Origin of the sequence: Haloarchaeobius baliensis (assembly GCF_052060055.1) — an archaeon.
Taxonomy (GTDB): Archaea; Halobacteriota; Halobacteria; order Halobacteriales; family Natrialbaceae; genus Haloarchaeobius; species Haloarchaeobius baliensis.
In genome coordinates, this window is the sequence record NZ_JBPPFR010000002.1 from 940,966 (window position 1) to 955,250 (window position 14,285).

A 14,285-nucleotide genomic window follows, 5' to 3' on the forward strand; every position below is an offset into this window, starting at 1 on the left:
CACCAGTTTCCGGCCCCGAGTAAAGCGCTTTTCGTGGCGTGTTGCTCCTTCACAACCGTCCGCCGGTCAACCGGACGATGCCGAGCACGCGCTCCCCTCGATGGCTCGCCCGCGCTCGGTCCACCAGCGCCCCGCGGGCCGCCTCGACGCGCTCGCGAAGCAGCTCGTGCGGCGGTGGGTCGTACCGGAGTCTGAGCGTCGGCGGCGTCGACAGCACCGTCAGCGCGCGGAAGAGCGTGTTCACCGGCGCGGCCCGCGGGTCGTCCGAGAGCGCCATATCCACGAGCACGACCGTCCCGTCGGGCGCGAGGTCGCACCAGCCGTCGACGGCCGTAGCGGGGTCGGTGAGCATCCCCGAGACGAACGTCGCGAGCACGCCGTCGACCGGGCCCGCGACGGGCGGTGCGGTCGCATCGCCGTGGACGAGGTGGACGTTCTCCCAGCCCTTCCGGTCGACGAGCTCGCCCGCGCGGTCGAGCATCCCGCGCGTGTAGTCCACGCCGACGACGGTGCCTTCGGGGCCGACCTGCTCGCGCAGGTACGGCAGGTTCGCGCCCGTGCCACAGCCCATCTCGACGACGGTGTCGCCCCGGTCGAGGTCGAGGGCCTGCGCACCACGGCCGCGGAGCTCGCCGACCCCGGGCACGTACGTCGCGAGCAGGTCGTAGAGCCCCGCCCACTGGCCGTAGAACGCTCGTGCTGCTTCGGTGCCGTCCGTGGCCGACGAGTCGCCGTCAGCGTGGCTCATGTGAGCGCGCGGATGGTCTCCGCCACGGAGACGGGGTCGTCGCCCAGGACGTAGCAGATGGGCTCGATACCCACCTCGCCGGTCTGGTAGAGCACCGTCGCGTCCGGGTGCTCGGCCAGCGCCGCCGCGACGCCGGTCGACACGTCGGCCTCGCTCTCGAACGCCGCGGTCACGTGGCCCTCCGCCGCCAGCGCGTCGACCAGGTCCGGGTCGTAGCGGATGTTCGCCGCGGCGTTCACGTCGCTCCCGGCAGCGCGCGCCGCCAGCAGCACGCTCGCGACGTACTCGCTGACCCCGAACTCGGGTTCTGCCGGGATCGTCGCCCGGCCCTTCACGTCGACGATGCGGCCCGGCACACCGGCCACGTCGTCGATGGTCTCGGCGTCGGGCGTACACGCCACCAGGTTCGAGCCCACGTTCGGGATGAGCCCCGCGAACCCGCTCGTGTTCTCCAGCACGCGCAGGCCGCGCCGCAGCGACGACAGCACCCGCTCGGCGCTGCGCAGGTCGCTGTCCGGGTCGTGGATGGCGAACTCCGCACCGTACTCCGCCAGCTCCGGCATCTGGTCGCGGTGCATCGCCGCCAGCAGGTCACCGCGCTCGAGCTGGCGGATGACCACCTCCGCCTCGACGAGCGCCTGTACGGGCCGCATCGTCCCAGACGCGAGCCCCTCGCCGATCCGCTCGACCAGCTCCTTCACGCGCTCGTCGTCGACGAACTCCTGTCGTCGGGTCACGTCGCCGTGGGCGTACTTCGACACCGCCGACTGGCTGATGCCGAGCGCCTCCGCCACCTCGCTCTGGGTGAACCCGCGCTCGCGCAGGTCCTCCGCGAGCATCGACCTGAACGTGGGGAGGAACTCGTCGACGACGATCTCCTCGACGAATCTCATTTCTGGTCTCCACTAAACTCGTGATCCCCTTGAATCTTCGAGGCCTGGGGGCCGGTCTGGTCCTGGTACTTCGACCCGCGCTCAGAGCCGTAGGGGCGCTCCGCCGGCGTCTTCAGCTCCGTGAACGTCAGCTGTGAGATGCGCATCCCCGGCGTCAGCGCGACCGGCGCGCTCCCCAGATTGGAGAGCTCGAGCGTGATCTGGCCGCGGTACCCGGGGTCACACAGGCCCGCCGTCGCGTGGACGACCACCGCGAGCCGCCCCAGCGACGACCGCCCCTCGACGTGGGCGATGAGGTCCGCCGGGATCTCCACGCGCTCCTTCGTCGTCCCCAGCACGAAGTCGCCCGGGTGCAGGATGAACTCCTCCTCGGGGTCGACGACCGTCTCGCTGACGTACTCGTCGACCTCGCTCTCCGAGTTCGGGTGGATGCACGGGATGTTCGTCCGCTGGAACTCCAGGAACTCCCGCCCCAGCCGCAGGTCGATGCTCGCCGGCTGCACCTGCAGGTCGACGTCTTCGAGCGGTTCGACGACCAGGTCGCCCGTCTCGAGCCGTCGCAGGATGTCCGCGTCCGAGAGTATCATGCTGTGAGTGTCCATCGGGGGGCGGGTAAAGGTTCTCGATTGGTGGTCGAAGGCTGGCAGGTCTGCTACGCACTGTTCACCCACCGCTCACCGAGGTTCTCGGCTCGTTCCCACAGTTCGTCCTGATGGGAGATGGCCGCGCGATCGACACGTCCAGCCATCGCCTCCCAGTCGCAGTCCGAACAGAGATAGTAGACCTTCCAGCAGGACGGCTCGGCTTTCGTTCCGTAGTAGAGGGCAGCCAGACAGCGCGGACAGGTCGCTTCGTCGTGTCGGTATGTCTCCATCGCCGGGTTTGGGCCGTTTTCTCGGATAAACCCTCGTCGGCGGGTGATTTTAAGTCGCTGTCCGGCAAGGTCCGTTCATGGGATACGACGGGCCGAAGGTATTTCTCGCGCCCTACGGCAACGACGTTGCCCGAGAGAACTTCGAGCGGACTGTCCTGGACGGTATCGATGCGCATCGAATCCATGACCACAGTGAGAGGACGTTCGAGAGCGAACGGGTCCGACTGTGGGGAACGAAGGACAGCGTTGCCGGCAGCTGGCGGAAGATCGAACCTGGAGACTTCCTCTTCTTCTACCGGGATGGGCGCTACGAGCAGGCCGCAGAGGTGATTGCGACAGAGCGGAACGAACCACTCGGGCGGGATATCTGGCCGAACCACGGTGACGACGACCCCTGGATCTGCATCATCTACCTCGAAGAGCCGGTCGAGCTTGATCTTGACTCCTCGATTCTCCACGACCTCGCCGGTCACGATATCAGCTACGTGATGGGGTTCCAGACGCTGAACGAGATGGGTGTCGGTGGTCTCAGGGGAAGGTACGGCTCTATCGAGGAACTGGTGTACGGAGACGGCGACGTCGGAACGGATGGCCCTGCCCAGAGATCGGAGATCGACGTGTCGGCCGACCCCGAGTACGAGGTGCCGGAATCCGTGTTCGACGCCCTCCACTACCCGGACGACCAGCTGACGGATATCGTCGAACAGCTGAATGCGGCGTTGAACGCGGGCAAACACGTCGTCTTCACCGGGCCACCGGGAACCGGGAAGACGGAGATAGCCAGGCTGACCTGTGAGTACCTCGTCGAGGAACACCCCGAGGTGTTCACGGGTTCTCAGACGACGACCGCGACGGCGGACTGGTCGACGTTCGAGACCGTCGGTGGCTACATGCCGGACGAGGACGGCGGGGACCGGCTCTCGTTCGAGGCCGGACAGGTACTCCGGTGCTTCAAGCGGGATGGGCGACAGCAGAACGATCTCCTCGTCATCGACGAGGTGAACCGCGCCGACATAGACAAGGCGTTCGGACAGTTGTTCACGCTGCTGTCCGGACAGTCTGTGCAGCTTCCGTTCAAACGTGACGGGACGGAGATCACGATCACACCGGCAGATGAACTGGACGCTGGTTCCGACCCAGCCGCGACCGAATACGTGGTGCCGGAGTCCTGGCGCCTACTGGCCACGATGAACAGCTACGACAAGACATCGCTGTACGAGATGTCCTACGCGTTCATGCGTCGGTTCTCGTTCATCCACGTCGACGCGCCGGTGGTCCCCACGGACGAAACTGCAGGGGGCGAACTCGTCTCGACCTACGCCGACGTCTGGGGACTCGATGTGGACGAGGAAACGGCTCGGTCAGTCGCGAAGGTGTGGCACGTCGCCAACACGACGATAGAGGATCGGAAGATCGGACCGGCCATCGTCGAAGACATCCTCGCACAGGTCTCCGAGGTTCCACCGACCCATCGGCCACGGACGCTCACTCACGCCATCGCGAATCACGTGTTCCCGCAGCTGGAGGGCGTCCCACGTCGGGAACGAGTCGTCGAGGCGCTGAGTCGGCTCGACGATGTCGATTCGAAACGACTGGAACGGCTTGGCCGTGACGTGTTACAGGTGACGCTCGATGGACCGAGCTGAACTCGTCGACGCACTGAGTGAAGACGTACTCGCGTACGTCATGCACGGTAACATCCCGGAACGTCATCTCGTCAGTGAGATTCGGCCGGATGGACTGGACGAACGATTCACAGACTTCGAGTCGCTCGTCCGGCTTCACTTCGTGCTTCGGTCCGACGTAGTAGAGTTCGTCGAGGCACTCCCGAAACGGCTCCGAAGCGTCAAGACGCAGACGAAGGATGTCTCCGAGACCACGAGAGGGAGCGTCGATGGACGGGTCGACTGGCAGTCGACGATCAGGACCCGACACGCTCGGAACCCGAACGACGGGGCGCTGTTCGTCTGCGAGAAACGATACGAGAACTACGACGTGGCCGAGAACCTCGTCCTGAAGCGGCTGCTCGCGCTCGTCTACCGTACGCTCGAGGATATCGAGCCGTTCGTGGAGCGAGGCTACGATTGGGTAACGCAACGCTGGCGTGAGAACGGTGAACTCGTCGAAGAGATGCGTCGAGTGTTCGAGCGGAACGTCCACGTCACCCGGATTCGGGACCCGAAGGCGTACGAACCGACCGAGCGGATGCTGGAGCGGGCGGAGACGGCACGCGCCCCGGTGTATCGAGAGGCTGCTGACCTGCTGCGAACGCACCGTCGGAGCCTCGACGCCGACGAGGCGGCGATTCGCGACCTCCTCGAGCGGACTGCCATCACACCCGATGACGACGAGACCTTGTTCGAACTCTACGTACTGTTCCGGTACGTCGCTGCCATCGAGGAACTCCGCGACGAACGGTTCACTGTCGAGACTATCGACTCCGCCTCGCAGGCCGTCGCCAGGCTCGACACCGGATCGGAATCCGTCGTCCTCTACCACGACAGTTCGGCGGCGGACAGAGACCTCTCCTTCGAACCCGACCCGTTCGAGAAGGGAGATGACGAGCTCTCTCGGACTGAACAGGTCCAGCGCGAGGCGCGCGAGGTGGCTGGGACGTACTTCCGCGACCGCGAGTTCCGGAGCGTGACGGGGCGACCGGACGTCATCGTCCTCGAAATCGAGACGGATCAGACACGCGAGTACCTCGTAACCGAGGTCAAGCACTCGACGCGGGTCGAGACTGTCAAGCAGGGAATCAGGGAGACACTCGAGTACCTCGCCTTCCTGCGGCAAGACGGCGAGTTCGTGTACGATGATGGATTCTTCGGCTCCGGATGGAACGGTGTACTCGTGGTACAGGACATCGACGACGAGGAGACCGCGCCGATAGAGGAGCAGCGGAGCATCAAGATACTGCAGGCGAGCGAGATAGAAGCGCAACTGCGTCGAGTGCTGACTATGGTCTTCGACTGAGCGGAGCAGAGCCTCGACGAACTCCTTACTCCCGCAGCGAGGAGACCTCGACGGCGTCGATGCCCCTGTCGGCGGTGTCGAACACGAACCGTGCCCCGCCGGCCTCGCTCTCGGCCACGTCGCTGTCCCAGCCGTGGGCGTCGGCCACCTGGGTCACGATGGCGAGCCCGAAGCCGGTGCCGCAGTCGGCGGTGGTGTAGCCGAACTCGAAGACCTCGTCGCGCAGTTCGGCCGGGATACCGGGGCCGTCGTCGGCGACGGAGAAGCCCGTCTCGGTGGTGTCGACCGTCACGGTGACGCCGGGGCCGGCGTGGTCGCGGGCGTTGCGGAACAGGTTCTCGAACAGGCTGAGCAGTCGGTCGGGGTCGGCCGCGAACGAGGCGCTCCCGTCGACGACCAGCTCGGCGTCGCCGGTCGCGACGTTCCCCCACGCTTCGCGGGCGAGGCTTTCGAGGTCGACCGCTTCGGTCTCGCCGAGGCTACGGCCCTCGCGGGCGAGCGTGAGCACGTCGTCGATGATGGCCTCCATGCGGGCGAGGGACTGGTCGACCTCGGCGACGGCCGCCTCGTTCCCATCGACGGTTCCGAGGTAGCCACGGGCGACGTTCAGCGGGTTGCGGAGGTCGTGGCTGACGACGCCCGCGAACTGGTCGAGCTGCTCGTTCTGGCGCTCGAGCTCGTCGGTGCGTCGTCCGAGCATCTGCTTGCGACGTTCCCGGTCGGTGACGTCGCTGATGAGGGCGACCCGGCCGGCGGGCTCGTCCGGGGGGCCGAGTCCGGTGATGGAGACGTCGAAACAGCGCTGCGTGCCGTCGTCGGTCTCGACCCAGACGCCCTGGAACTCGGCGTCGGTCACCGCGGGGTCGAAGAAGCTGGTGTCGTCGGTCAGGATCGCGGATTCGGGGAGGGCGTCGGTGAGGGGGCGGCCCACGACGCGGCTGTCCGTCGCGCCGATCATCCGGCGGCCCATCGGGTTGAGGTCGACGATGCGGTTGTCGTGGTCGAGGACGAGGATGCCGTTGCCCATCGTCTCGATGATGGTGTCCCGTGCCATCGGCGAGAGGTTCCGGAACCGCTCCCCGAGCACACCGAACAGCCGCTCGATGGGGATGAGGCGCAGGTACCGTGAGCTGACGACGGTCGGTGCGACGACGACGATGACGAGGGCGAACGCGGCGGGCCCGAGGACGAGGTAGGGGAGGGGACTCAGGCCGATGCTGGAGACGAAGGTGGCGGCGCTGAGTATCGTCCCGCCGACGACGTGGAAGAACGCGATCTTCCGGTAGACGTTGCGCGAGGTGAGGAACTTCCGGAAGAGGAGCCAGATGGCCACGGACGAGACGGTCCAGGTGTAGACGCCGGCGTACCACGCGCCGAGGGCGAGTCGGTAGTCGAGCACGCGGTCGGAGCCGGCGCTCCGGACGGCGGTGTCGGCGAGGACGCGGCCGTGGAGCGGGTCGCTGAGCGTGAGCACGGTCCCGAACACGGCGCCCGCGGTCAGGAGCCCGACCGAATGACGGGTGAGCCAGTGCTCGCGGCCGGTGTACAGCGACGCGAACACGAACCAGCTCAGGGCGGCCCACATCGACGCCAGCAGCGTCAGGTACATCCCGGTGACCATCACCGGTTCGGTCGTCCCCGACACGGTGACCAGCTGGCCGAACGCCTGGAGCGAGAGTGTCACCAGGACGACGCTCTGGGCCACGTTGGCACGATTGAGTGCGCGCTTGGAGCGGTCCCGGGACGCTTCGTGGGCGATGTAGATCGCAGTACCGAGGCAGAACACCGTGGTGACGAGAAGCGGCAGGAGGACCCACTGAAGCTGTAGTTCCATCGACCTGTTCGTTCAGCGTACGTCTCTGGGGGCTTTAATCACTCTGGCCGGTGTCGGGCGGATCTACGCCCCCGGGACCCCGAACGCTTCGACCCCGAGGTCGAACACCACGTTCAGCAGGTAGATGATGAGCGTGGCGGCGACCCAGGCGACGAACCCGATGATGGCGGCGTTCGTCCAGCCGCCGGGGTAGCGCCAGTTGATGACCCAGATCCACGCGAGCAGTGCGACGAGCACACCGAACAGCGGGACGAGCGAGCCGAGCGCCCAGGCGATTGCGCCGACGAGTGCGGTGACGACGGCGTGGCTGTAGTCGTCGACGTCTGCGACGACGCGGGCGGCCACGTAGATGGCGAGGCCGCCGACCAGGAGTGCCACGACGAACGAGACGACGGAGCCGATGACTGACACCATATCTCAGGAGTTCGACGGCACACCCGAAATACGCTGCCCCTACGATAGCTGGCTAACGTGTTGGCTGGCGAGGCGTTACGCCTTCGCCTGCCAGTCCCGGACGCGGTCCGAACTGACGCCCTGGACGTCGCCGGCGACGCTGTCCGGGTCTGCCTCCTTCAGGTCGTCGATGCTCTCGATGCCGGCCTGCTTGAGCTTCTCGGCGGTGGCGGCGCCGATGCCGTCGAGCGACTCCAGGTCGGTGCCGGACTCGCTCTCGCGCTCCTGGTACTCGCGGTAGTTGCAGATGGGGCAGCCGAGCTCCCATGGCTCCCGGTCGTCGTCCTCGTAGACGACGTGCAGCGCGTGGACGTCGTGCTCGTCGCAGACCTCCTCCTGCACCTCGATGTCGCCGCGACGGGGGAGCGGGACGGAGTAGTCGCAGTCGGGGTAGCGCTTGCAGCCGACCAGCCGGGAGCCGTTCCGCAGCGTCTTGACGGCGAGCTCGCCACCCTCGTCCTCGGAACAGTCCGGGCACGGCCCGATGGCGGGACCCTCGCCGGCCTCGTCGGCCTTGCACTGCGGGCAGCCGTGGACGAACGTCTGGCGGCCTGCGAGCATCTTCACCTCGTGGAGGCCGTGGTCCTCGCAGGTCTCCTCGAGGATGAGCGGCTTCCCGGTCGAGGGCAGCGGCAGGGTGTAGTCGCAGTCGGGGTAGCCGTCGCAGCCGACGAAGTACGAACCGCGCCGGGAGCGACGCACGAGCAGGTCGTGGTCGGACTCGGGGCACGGGCCGAGGCGCTTGTCGGCCTTGAGGCTCTTCTGGAGGTGGTCGCCGATCTCCTCGCGGGAGTCACGGAGCTCCTCGAACACCTGTTCGAGCATCTCGCGGGACTCCTCGGTGACGTCGTCGTAGCTGACCTCGCCCTTCGCGATGCGGTCCATGTCCTGCTCGAGCTGTGCGGTCATCTCCTCGCTGACGATGTGGTCGGCGAACGCTTCCGCGGCCTCGACGACGGCCTCGGCGAGCGCGGTCGGCCGGGGCGGGTCGTTCTCGATGTAGCCGCGGTCGTACAGCTTCTCGATGGTCTCGTGGCGGGTGGCCTTCGTCCCGATGCCCATCTTCTCCATCGTCTCGATGAGCCGCGACTGGCCGTAGCGCCGGGGCGGCTGGGTCTGCTTCGCCTCCAGCCGGACGTCCTCGATGGCGAGCTCGTCGTCGACGTCGACGTCGGGGACGTAGTTCTCATTGGTGCTGTAGTACGGGTAGACCGCGTGGTAGCCGGGGTCGACGAGGCGCTTCCCGTTGGCCTTCAGGCGGTGCTCGCCCACGTCGGCGACGACCTTGAGGTGCTCCCACTCGGCGGGCTCGGCACAGGTCGCGTAGAACCGCCGGACGACGAGCTCGTACACCTCCCACTCGTCGTCGGTCACGTCGCTGCCCCGCACCGGGATCTCGCCCGTCGGATGGATGGGCGGGTGGTCGGTCGTCTCCTCGTCACCCTGGGTGGGCTCGATGTCCTCGAGTTCGAGCAGCGCCTCGGCGCTCTCGCCGAGCTCGGAGTGGCCGACGAAGTCGTCGAGCAGCTCCTCCTCGTCGAGGTCGTCCGGGTAGACCGTGTTGTCGGTCCGCGGGTAGGTGATGAAGCCGGCGGTGTAGAGGTCCTCGGCGATGCTCATCGCGCGCTTGGCCGAGTAGCCCAGCGAGCTGGCCGCCCGGATGAACTGCGTGGTGTTGAACGGCGCGGGCGGACTGTCGGTCCGGCTCCGGCGGTCGACGTCCGTGACGGTCGCGCTCGCCGCACCGGACAGGTCCTCGAACACCGCGTCGGCGACGTCCTCGTCCCAGACGCGTTCGGCCTCGTTGTCGTCCTCGTCGAGGTAGTAGTACTGCGCCTCGAACGCGCTCTCCTCGTCGTCGGGTGCGAGATCGGCGAAGAGCTCCCAGTAGTCCTCGGGGTCGAACGCGTCGATCTCGCGCTCGCGGTCGACGATGAGTTTGAGGGTGGGGGACTGCACTCGCCCCACCGAGATGAAGTCCTCGCCGAGCTGGCGTGCAGACAGCGAGAGGAACCGCGTCAGCGCCGCGCCCCACACGAGGTCGATGACCTGCCGGGCCTCGCCGGCCGCCGCGAGGTCGAAGTCGAGCTCGTCGGGTTCGGCGAAGGCGTCGGTCACCTCTCGCTGGGTGATGGAGGAGTAGCGCACCCGGTCGACGGGCACGTCCTCGTTCACCTCGCGGACGATCTCGTAGGCCTCCTTGCCGATGAGCTCGCCCTCGCGGTCGTAGTCAGTCGCGATGGTGACCTTGTCGGCCTTCCGTGAGAGCAGGCGCAGCGTCGCGACGATGTTCTCCTTCGTCGGCGTCTTCTGGATCTCGGCGTCGATGAGTTCGTGGGGTTCGACGTCGCGCCAGTCGTCGTACTCCGGCGGGAAGTCCACGCCGACGACGTGCCCCGACAGTCCCACGCAGCGCTTGCCGCCCCACCGGTAGACGTTCACCCCGTTCTCGCGCTCCGCGGACGCGGACTCGCCGCTCAGGATGTCGGCGATGCGACGCGCCGCGTTGTCCTTCTCGGTGATTATCAGCTCCATCGTCCACCTCGGGTCGGTCCGTCGCTCATTGCCAGGTGGTATGCGCACGGACCGTTTAGAGCTTTCGACGGGAAAACGCAAGACAGCGCGGGTGTGCGTGCGCTTGAGCGCGTGCTACGGGCGAGGGCGAGCGGGCACGCGAAGGAGGTCGACCCCTCAGCACTCCTCGCTCGTCTCCACACCGCTCGGGTCCGTCCCCGGCGAGTTCTCGACGAACACCTGGTCGCCCGCGTTGCCGCAGGCGAGGCCCCCCTCGAGCGTCGTCTCCGGGCTGTCGCGAACGTGGATGCCGTCGTCGCCGTTGTCCCGGGACGAGACCTCGCTGACGACCGTCCCCGTCGCGCCGTCGCGGACGTAGACGCCGTCGCCGCCGTTGTCGACGTACTCACCGCCGAGCACGCGGTTCCCGGTCCCGCCCGAGATGTCGATACCGTCGTCCTCGCTTTCGGTGACCCGGTTGCCGGCGATGCGGCTGTCGGCCGAGTCCGCCAGCGAGATGCCGTCGTTCTCGTTCCCCGGCAGTCGGTTCTCGGAGACGACCGCCCCGTCGGTCTCGACGAGCCGTACCCCGTGGTCGAAGTTCTCGCCGATGCGGTTGTTCCGGATGGTCGCCTCGGTCGCCCGTTCCACGACGACGCCGATGCCGTTGTCGTCGAAGTCGTTCCCCCGGACGACCGCCCCGTTGGATTCGAGCGAGCGGAGGCCCGCACCCTCGTTGTCCGCGACGGTGCTGCTCCGGAGGACGTGCCCCGCCACGTCGTCGGGGGCGAAGTTCGACCGGAGGCGGACCCCGTCGCCACCGTTCTCCCGGATCTCGCTCGCCGCGATGGTCACGTCGTTCGAGTCGCGTACGAACACGCCGTGCCCGTCGTTCCCCCGGATGACGTTCTCGCTGTGCGTGTGGCCGCCCACCTCCAGTATCCAGAGCCCGTCGCCCCCGTTGCCGCGCATCGTCGTCCCCTCGACGGTCAGCGAACTGGACTCGAGCAGGTGGACCCCGTCGCCGCCGTTGCCCGCCGCCACCGAGTCCCGCACCGCGGTCCCCGAGCTGAACTCCGCGACCACGATACCGTGGCGAGCGTTGTCTCGCGCCTCGACACCCGTCACGAGGACACTGTTCGAGTCCACGACGTAGACGCCGTCGCGCTGGTTCTCCGCGACGGTCGCGTCGCGGACGGTCGCGCCCCGTGACCGCGACCCGACACGGATGCCGTCGCCGTTCCCCCGCGCCTCGACGTTCGCCACGAGTGCGCCGGACGCCCGCCGGAGCGAGATGCCGTCGCCCCAGCCCGTCACGACGACGTTCCTGATGGTCACGTCGTCGGCGTCCTCGACACGGATCCCACGGGAGTCATCACCGCCGGAGCCACCGACCACGAAGCCGTTCCCCTCCAGTGTCACGTCGGCCGCCGTAATCTCGATGCACGGACTGGCGCTGCTGCCCTGCAGGTCGGTCGCGAGCTCGTAGGTCCCCGCCGCGTCGAGCGTCGTACACGATTCGATCCCCTCCGGTGAGCTCGGGTCCTCGGTCGGGGTCGGTGTGGGTGTGCTGGTCGGGGTCGGGGTGGGTGTGCTGGTCGGAGTCGATGTGCTGGTCGGGGTCGGGGTGGGTGTGCTGGTCGGAGTCGATGTGCTGGTCGGGGTCGGGGTGGGTGTACTGGTCGGAGTCGGTGTGGGTGTGCTGGTCGGGGTCGGTGTGGGTGTGCTGGTCGGGGTCGGTGTGGGCGTGCTGGTTGGGGTCGGTGTGCTGGTCGGAGTCGGTGTGGGCGTGCTGGTTGGGGTCGGTGTGGGTGTGCTGGTCGGGGTCGGGGTGGGTGTACTGGTCGGAGTCGGTGTGTCTGTGGGCGTTGGGGTCGGCGGGGTGGTCGACGTAGGAACGGGTGTCGGTGCCGGTGTGTTCACCCGGGTCGGTTCGGGCGTCCGAGTCGTCGGTGTCGCTGTCGGCGTCGGGGGTGGTGTGGCCGTGGTGGTCGGCGGAGGGTCGCCGTCGGTCCGGGTGGCCGTCCCATCGTCGGTCGGGGTCCCGCCGCGTGTCGTCCCGCCGGCCACGGTGTCTGTCCGGGTGCTCCCGTCCGTCGCCGTCGGCTGGTCGGTCACGTTGGGACTCGCCGGGTCCGGCTCCAGACCGTCCGCTGCACTGGTGTCCTCGCCGGGTGCCCAGGGGTCGAGCAGGGAGGGTTCGAGTGCGACCGCGCCGCCCACGGCGAGCACGATGAGCGCCACGGCGAACCCGAGCGCGAGCAGGAGCACCTCGGTCGTCGTCGGGGTCGGCGCGTCGTCGTCTCCACTCCCGGAGTCGTGGGCGGCGTCCTCGTCCATGCCCACGCGCACGGCGGACGGCCGTATTGTTCGGTGGTGGTTTCCGAGACAGCACGCCGGTAATCCGACCGTTGTCGTGGACGGCGGCCCGGCGCGGGGGCCGGTGGTACGGTGGGCTTTCCCGCCGTCGACCACGGGTCCGACACCGCGGCGCACACCTCCGAGCCCTTAAATGCGGGGGCGGGAGTAGGGTGGGGTGTGACGATCGAACTGGACGGCGCGCACACCACCGCCCGCGTCATGGTCGAGGACGAGTCGCTCGTCGAGGAGAACTGTCTGGCACAGATCCAGACGCTGGTGGACCACCCCGCGTTCACGGAGCCGGTCCGGGTCATGCCCGACACCCACTGGGGGGCGGGCGCACCCATCGGGTTCACCATGCCGCTGGGCGAGCGCGTCGTCCCGAACATCGTCGGCGTCGACGTCGGCTGCGGGATGGCAGCGACGAACCTCGGTGATGGACTCCCACTCGACGATGCAGAGCGGGAGCAGCGCGTCCGCGAGGCCGTCCCGATGGGCCGCGAGGTCCACGACTACGACGACGCGGTCCACCTCGTCGCCGAGTTCCCGTTCGAGCGCGCGAACGACGTGTTCGAACGGTTCGACGCGGCCTACCGCGAGCGCTTCGGCGAGCCCGTCGACCCCCTCGGCTTCGAGTTCGACGGCTACGACGAGGACTACTTCAAGTCCCTCTGCGACCGTGTCCTCGCCCGGAAGCGGCAGGGGATGGGCTACGTCATCCGCGGGGCCGGCACCCTCGGCGGCGGGAACCACTTCGTCGAGTTCGCCCGCGGCCGCGAGTCGGGCGACCACTGGCTGGTCATCCACTCCGGGTCGCGCTACCTGGGGCTCTCCGTCGCGGAGTACTGGCAGGAGCGCGCCTCGGACCTCCGCGACGCCGCCCACATGCGCGGCCAGATCGACGAAGGCGACCGGCAGTACCTCAGGTTCGACCCCGAGGAGGTAACCCCCACCGAACTGTTCACCTGGGTCACCGGCGGGATGGGCGAGTCCCACATCGACGCCGACGCGGTCCGCGCGGACTTCGACGGGAAGGAGATCGAGCGCACGTTCGACCGGCTGAACGCGATGGACCCCACCGGCACCGACCGGAACGAGGATCTCGACTGGCTCGACGGCCGCGAGGGCCACGGCTACCTCGTCGACATGCTGTTCGCCCAGCAGTACGCCCGCTGGAACCGCGAGCTGATGAGCGACGCCGTCTGCGACGCGCTCGGCGTCGAGCCCGTCGACCGGTTCCAGTCCATCCACAACTACATCGACTTCCGCGACCTGACCATCCGGAAGGGTGCGACCCCCGCCCGCGACGGCCAGCGCCTCGTCGTCCCGTTCAACATGGCCGACGGCTCGGTCATCGCTCGCGGGAAGGGCAACGAAGAGTGGCACCGGACCGCCCCCCACGGTGCCGGCCGGGTCATGGGCCGCCGCGACGCCCACGAGACGTTCTCCGTCGAGGAGTTCGCGGAGTCGATGGAGGGCGTCTACTCCGAGTCAATCGAGGAGGCGGTCATCGACGAGGCCCCGATGGCGTACAAGCCCGCCGACGCGATCGCCGAGGCGCTGGAGCCGACTGCGGAGGTCGTCGAGCGCCTGGACGTGGTTCACAACCTGAAGGCGAAGGAGTGAGGCTGGTCG

General features: G+C 67.9%; 11 protein-coding genes. 3 read left to right on the forward strand and 8 right to left on the reverse strand.

Annotated features, from left to right (window positions below):
- Nucleotides 1-49: 49 nt before the first annotated feature.
- The 4 genes from ACSG06_RS15660 to ACSG06_RS15675 form a co-directional block, all read right to left on the reverse strand.
- Nucleotides 50-748 (reverse strand): class I SAM-dependent methyltransferase, encoded by a 699-nt coding sequence (locus ACSG06_RS15660; protein ID WP_440991208.1) that lies wholly within the window; start codon nucleotides 746-748, stop codon nucleotides 50-52.
- Nucleotides 745-1,641 carry a thiamine-phosphate synthase family protein gene (locus ACSG06_RS15665; protein ID WP_440991209.1) on the reverse strand — a complete coding sequence of 299 codons (897 nt, stop codon included), beginning with the start codon at nucleotides 1,639-1,641 and terminating at the stop codon, nucleotides 745-747. Before ACSG06_RS15665 ends, ACSG06_RS15660 begins: the two co-directional genes overlap by 4 nt.
- Nucleotides 1,638-2,228 carry a dCTP deaminase gene (gene dcd / locus ACSG06_RS15670; RefSeq protein WP_440991210.1) on the reverse strand — a complete coding sequence of 197 codons (591 nt, stop codon included), beginning with the start codon at nucleotides 2,226-2,228 and terminating at the stop codon, nucleotides 1,638-1,640. Before dcd ends, ACSG06_RS15665 begins: the two co-directional genes overlap by 4 nt.
- Before the next feature lie 65 nt (nucleotides 2,229-2,293).
- Nucleotides 2,294-2,515 carry a hypothetical protein gene (locus ACSG06_RS15675; RefSeq protein ID WP_440991211.1) on the reverse strand — a complete coding sequence of 74 codons (222 nt, stop codon included), beginning with the start codon at nucleotides 2,513-2,515 and terminating at the stop codon, nucleotides 2,294-2,296.
- 77 nt (nucleotides 2,516-2,592) lie between these two features.
- On the opposite strand from ACSG06_RS15675, the gene ACSG06_RS15680 reads away from it, so the two are divergent.
- Both ACSG06_RS15680 and ACSG06_RS15685 read left to right on the forward strand, forming a co-directional pair.
- On the forward strand, nucleotides 2,593-4,161 hold the full coding sequence (locus ACSG06_RS15680; protein ID WP_440991212.1) for an AAA family ATPase: 1,569 nt from the start codon (nucleotides 2,593-2,595) through the stop codon (nucleotides 4,159-4,161).
- Nucleotides 4,148-5,488: a hypothetical protein gene (locus tag ACSG06_RS15685; protein WP_440991213.1), complete on the forward strand. Its 1,341-nt coding sequence runs from the start codon at nucleotides 4,148-4,150 to the stop codon at nucleotides 5,486-5,488. Before ACSG06_RS15680 ends, ACSG06_RS15685 begins: the two co-directional genes overlap by 14 nt.
- Before the next feature lie 25 nt (nucleotides 5,489-5,513).
- Here ACSG06_RS15685 and ACSG06_RS15690 read toward each other — a convergent pair whose 3' ends face one another.
- From ACSG06_RS15690 to ACSG06_RS15705, 4 genes are all read right to left on the reverse strand, one after another.
- On the reverse strand, nucleotides 5,514-7,322 hold the full coding sequence (locus ACSG06_RS15690; RefSeq protein WP_440991214.1) for a histidine kinase N-terminal 7TM domain-containing protein: 1,809 nt from the start codon (nucleotides 7,320-7,322) through the stop codon (nucleotides 5,514-5,516).
- Nucleotides 7,323-7,385: 63 nt separating this feature from the next.
- Nucleotides 7,386-7,736, reverse strand: a complete 351-nt coding sequence (locus ACSG06_RS15695) for a hypothetical protein (RefSeq protein ID WP_440991215.1) — start codon at nucleotides 7,734-7,736, stop codon at nucleotides 7,386-7,388.
- Between the two features lie 75 nt (nucleotides 7,737-7,811).
- Nucleotides 7,812-10,310, reverse strand: a complete 2,499-nt coding sequence (locus tag ACSG06_RS15700) for a DNA topoisomerase I (protein ID WP_440991216.1) — start codon at nucleotides 10,308-10,310, stop codon at nucleotides 7,812-7,814.
- Nucleotides 10,311-10,466: 156 nt separating this feature from the next.
- On the reverse strand, nucleotides 10,467-12,629 hold the full coding sequence (locus ACSG06_RS15705) for a right-handed parallel beta-helix repeat-containing protein (RefSeq protein WP_440991217.1): 2,163 nt from the start codon (nucleotides 12,627-12,629) through the stop codon (nucleotides 10,467-10,469).
- A 198-nt stretch (nucleotides 12,630-12,827) separates the two neighbouring features.
- Here ACSG06_RS15705 and ACSG06_RS15710 point away from each other — a divergent pair, with 198 nt between their 5' ends.
- The gene (locus tag ACSG06_RS15710) at nucleotides 12,828-14,276 is read left to right on the forward strand and encodes an RtcB family protein (RefSeq protein ID WP_440991218.1); all 1,449 of its coding nucleotides are present in this window, start codon (nucleotides 12,828-12,830) and stop codon (nucleotides 14,274-14,276) included.
- The last annotated feature ends 9 nt before the right edge of the window (nucleotides 14,277-14,285 follow it).

Excerpts from the sequence above, each read along its gene's own strand:
- ACSG06_RS15665 (WP_440991209.1), bottom strand. The coding sequence starts at position 1,641 with ATGAGATTCGTCGAGGAGATCGTCGTCGACGAGTTCCTCCCCACGTTC.
- ACSG06_RS15685 (WP_440991213.1), top strand. The coding sequence starts at position 4,148 with ATGGACCGAGCTGAACTCGTCGACGCACTGAGTGAAGACGTACTCGCG.
- ACSG06_RS15700 (WP_440991216.1), bottom strand. The coding sequence starts at position 10,310 with ATGGAGCTGATAATCACCGAGAAGGACAACGCGGCGCGTCGCATCGCC.
- ACSG06_RS15690 (WP_440991214.1), bottom strand. The coding sequence starts at position 7,322 with ATGGAACTACAGCTTCAGTGGGTCCTCCTGCCGCTTCTCGTCACCACG.
- ACSG06_RS15675 (WP_440991211.1), bottom strand. The coding sequence starts at position 2,515 with ATGGAGACATACCGACACGACGAAGCGACCTGTCCGCGCTGTCTGGCT.
- ACSG06_RS15705 (WP_440991217.1), bottom strand. The coding sequence starts at position 12,629 with ATGGACGAGGACGCCGCCCACGACTCCGGGAGTGGAGACGACGACGCG.
- dcd (WP_440991210.1), bottom strand. The coding sequence starts at position 2,228 with ATGATACTCTCGGACGCGGACATCCTGCGACGGCTCGAGACGGGCGAC.
- ACSG06_RS15680 (WP_440991212.1), top strand. The coding sequence starts at position 2,593 with ATGGGATACGACGGGCCGAAGGTATTTCTCGCGCCCTACGGCAACGAC.
- ACSG06_RS15695 (WP_440991215.1), bottom strand. The coding sequence starts at position 7,736 with ATGGTGTCAGTCATCGGCTCCGTCGTCTCGTTCGTCGTGGCACTCCTG.
- ACSG06_RS15660 (WP_440991208.1), bottom strand. The coding sequence starts at position 748 with ATGAGCCACGCTGACGGCGACTCGTCGGCCACGGACGGCACCGAAGCA.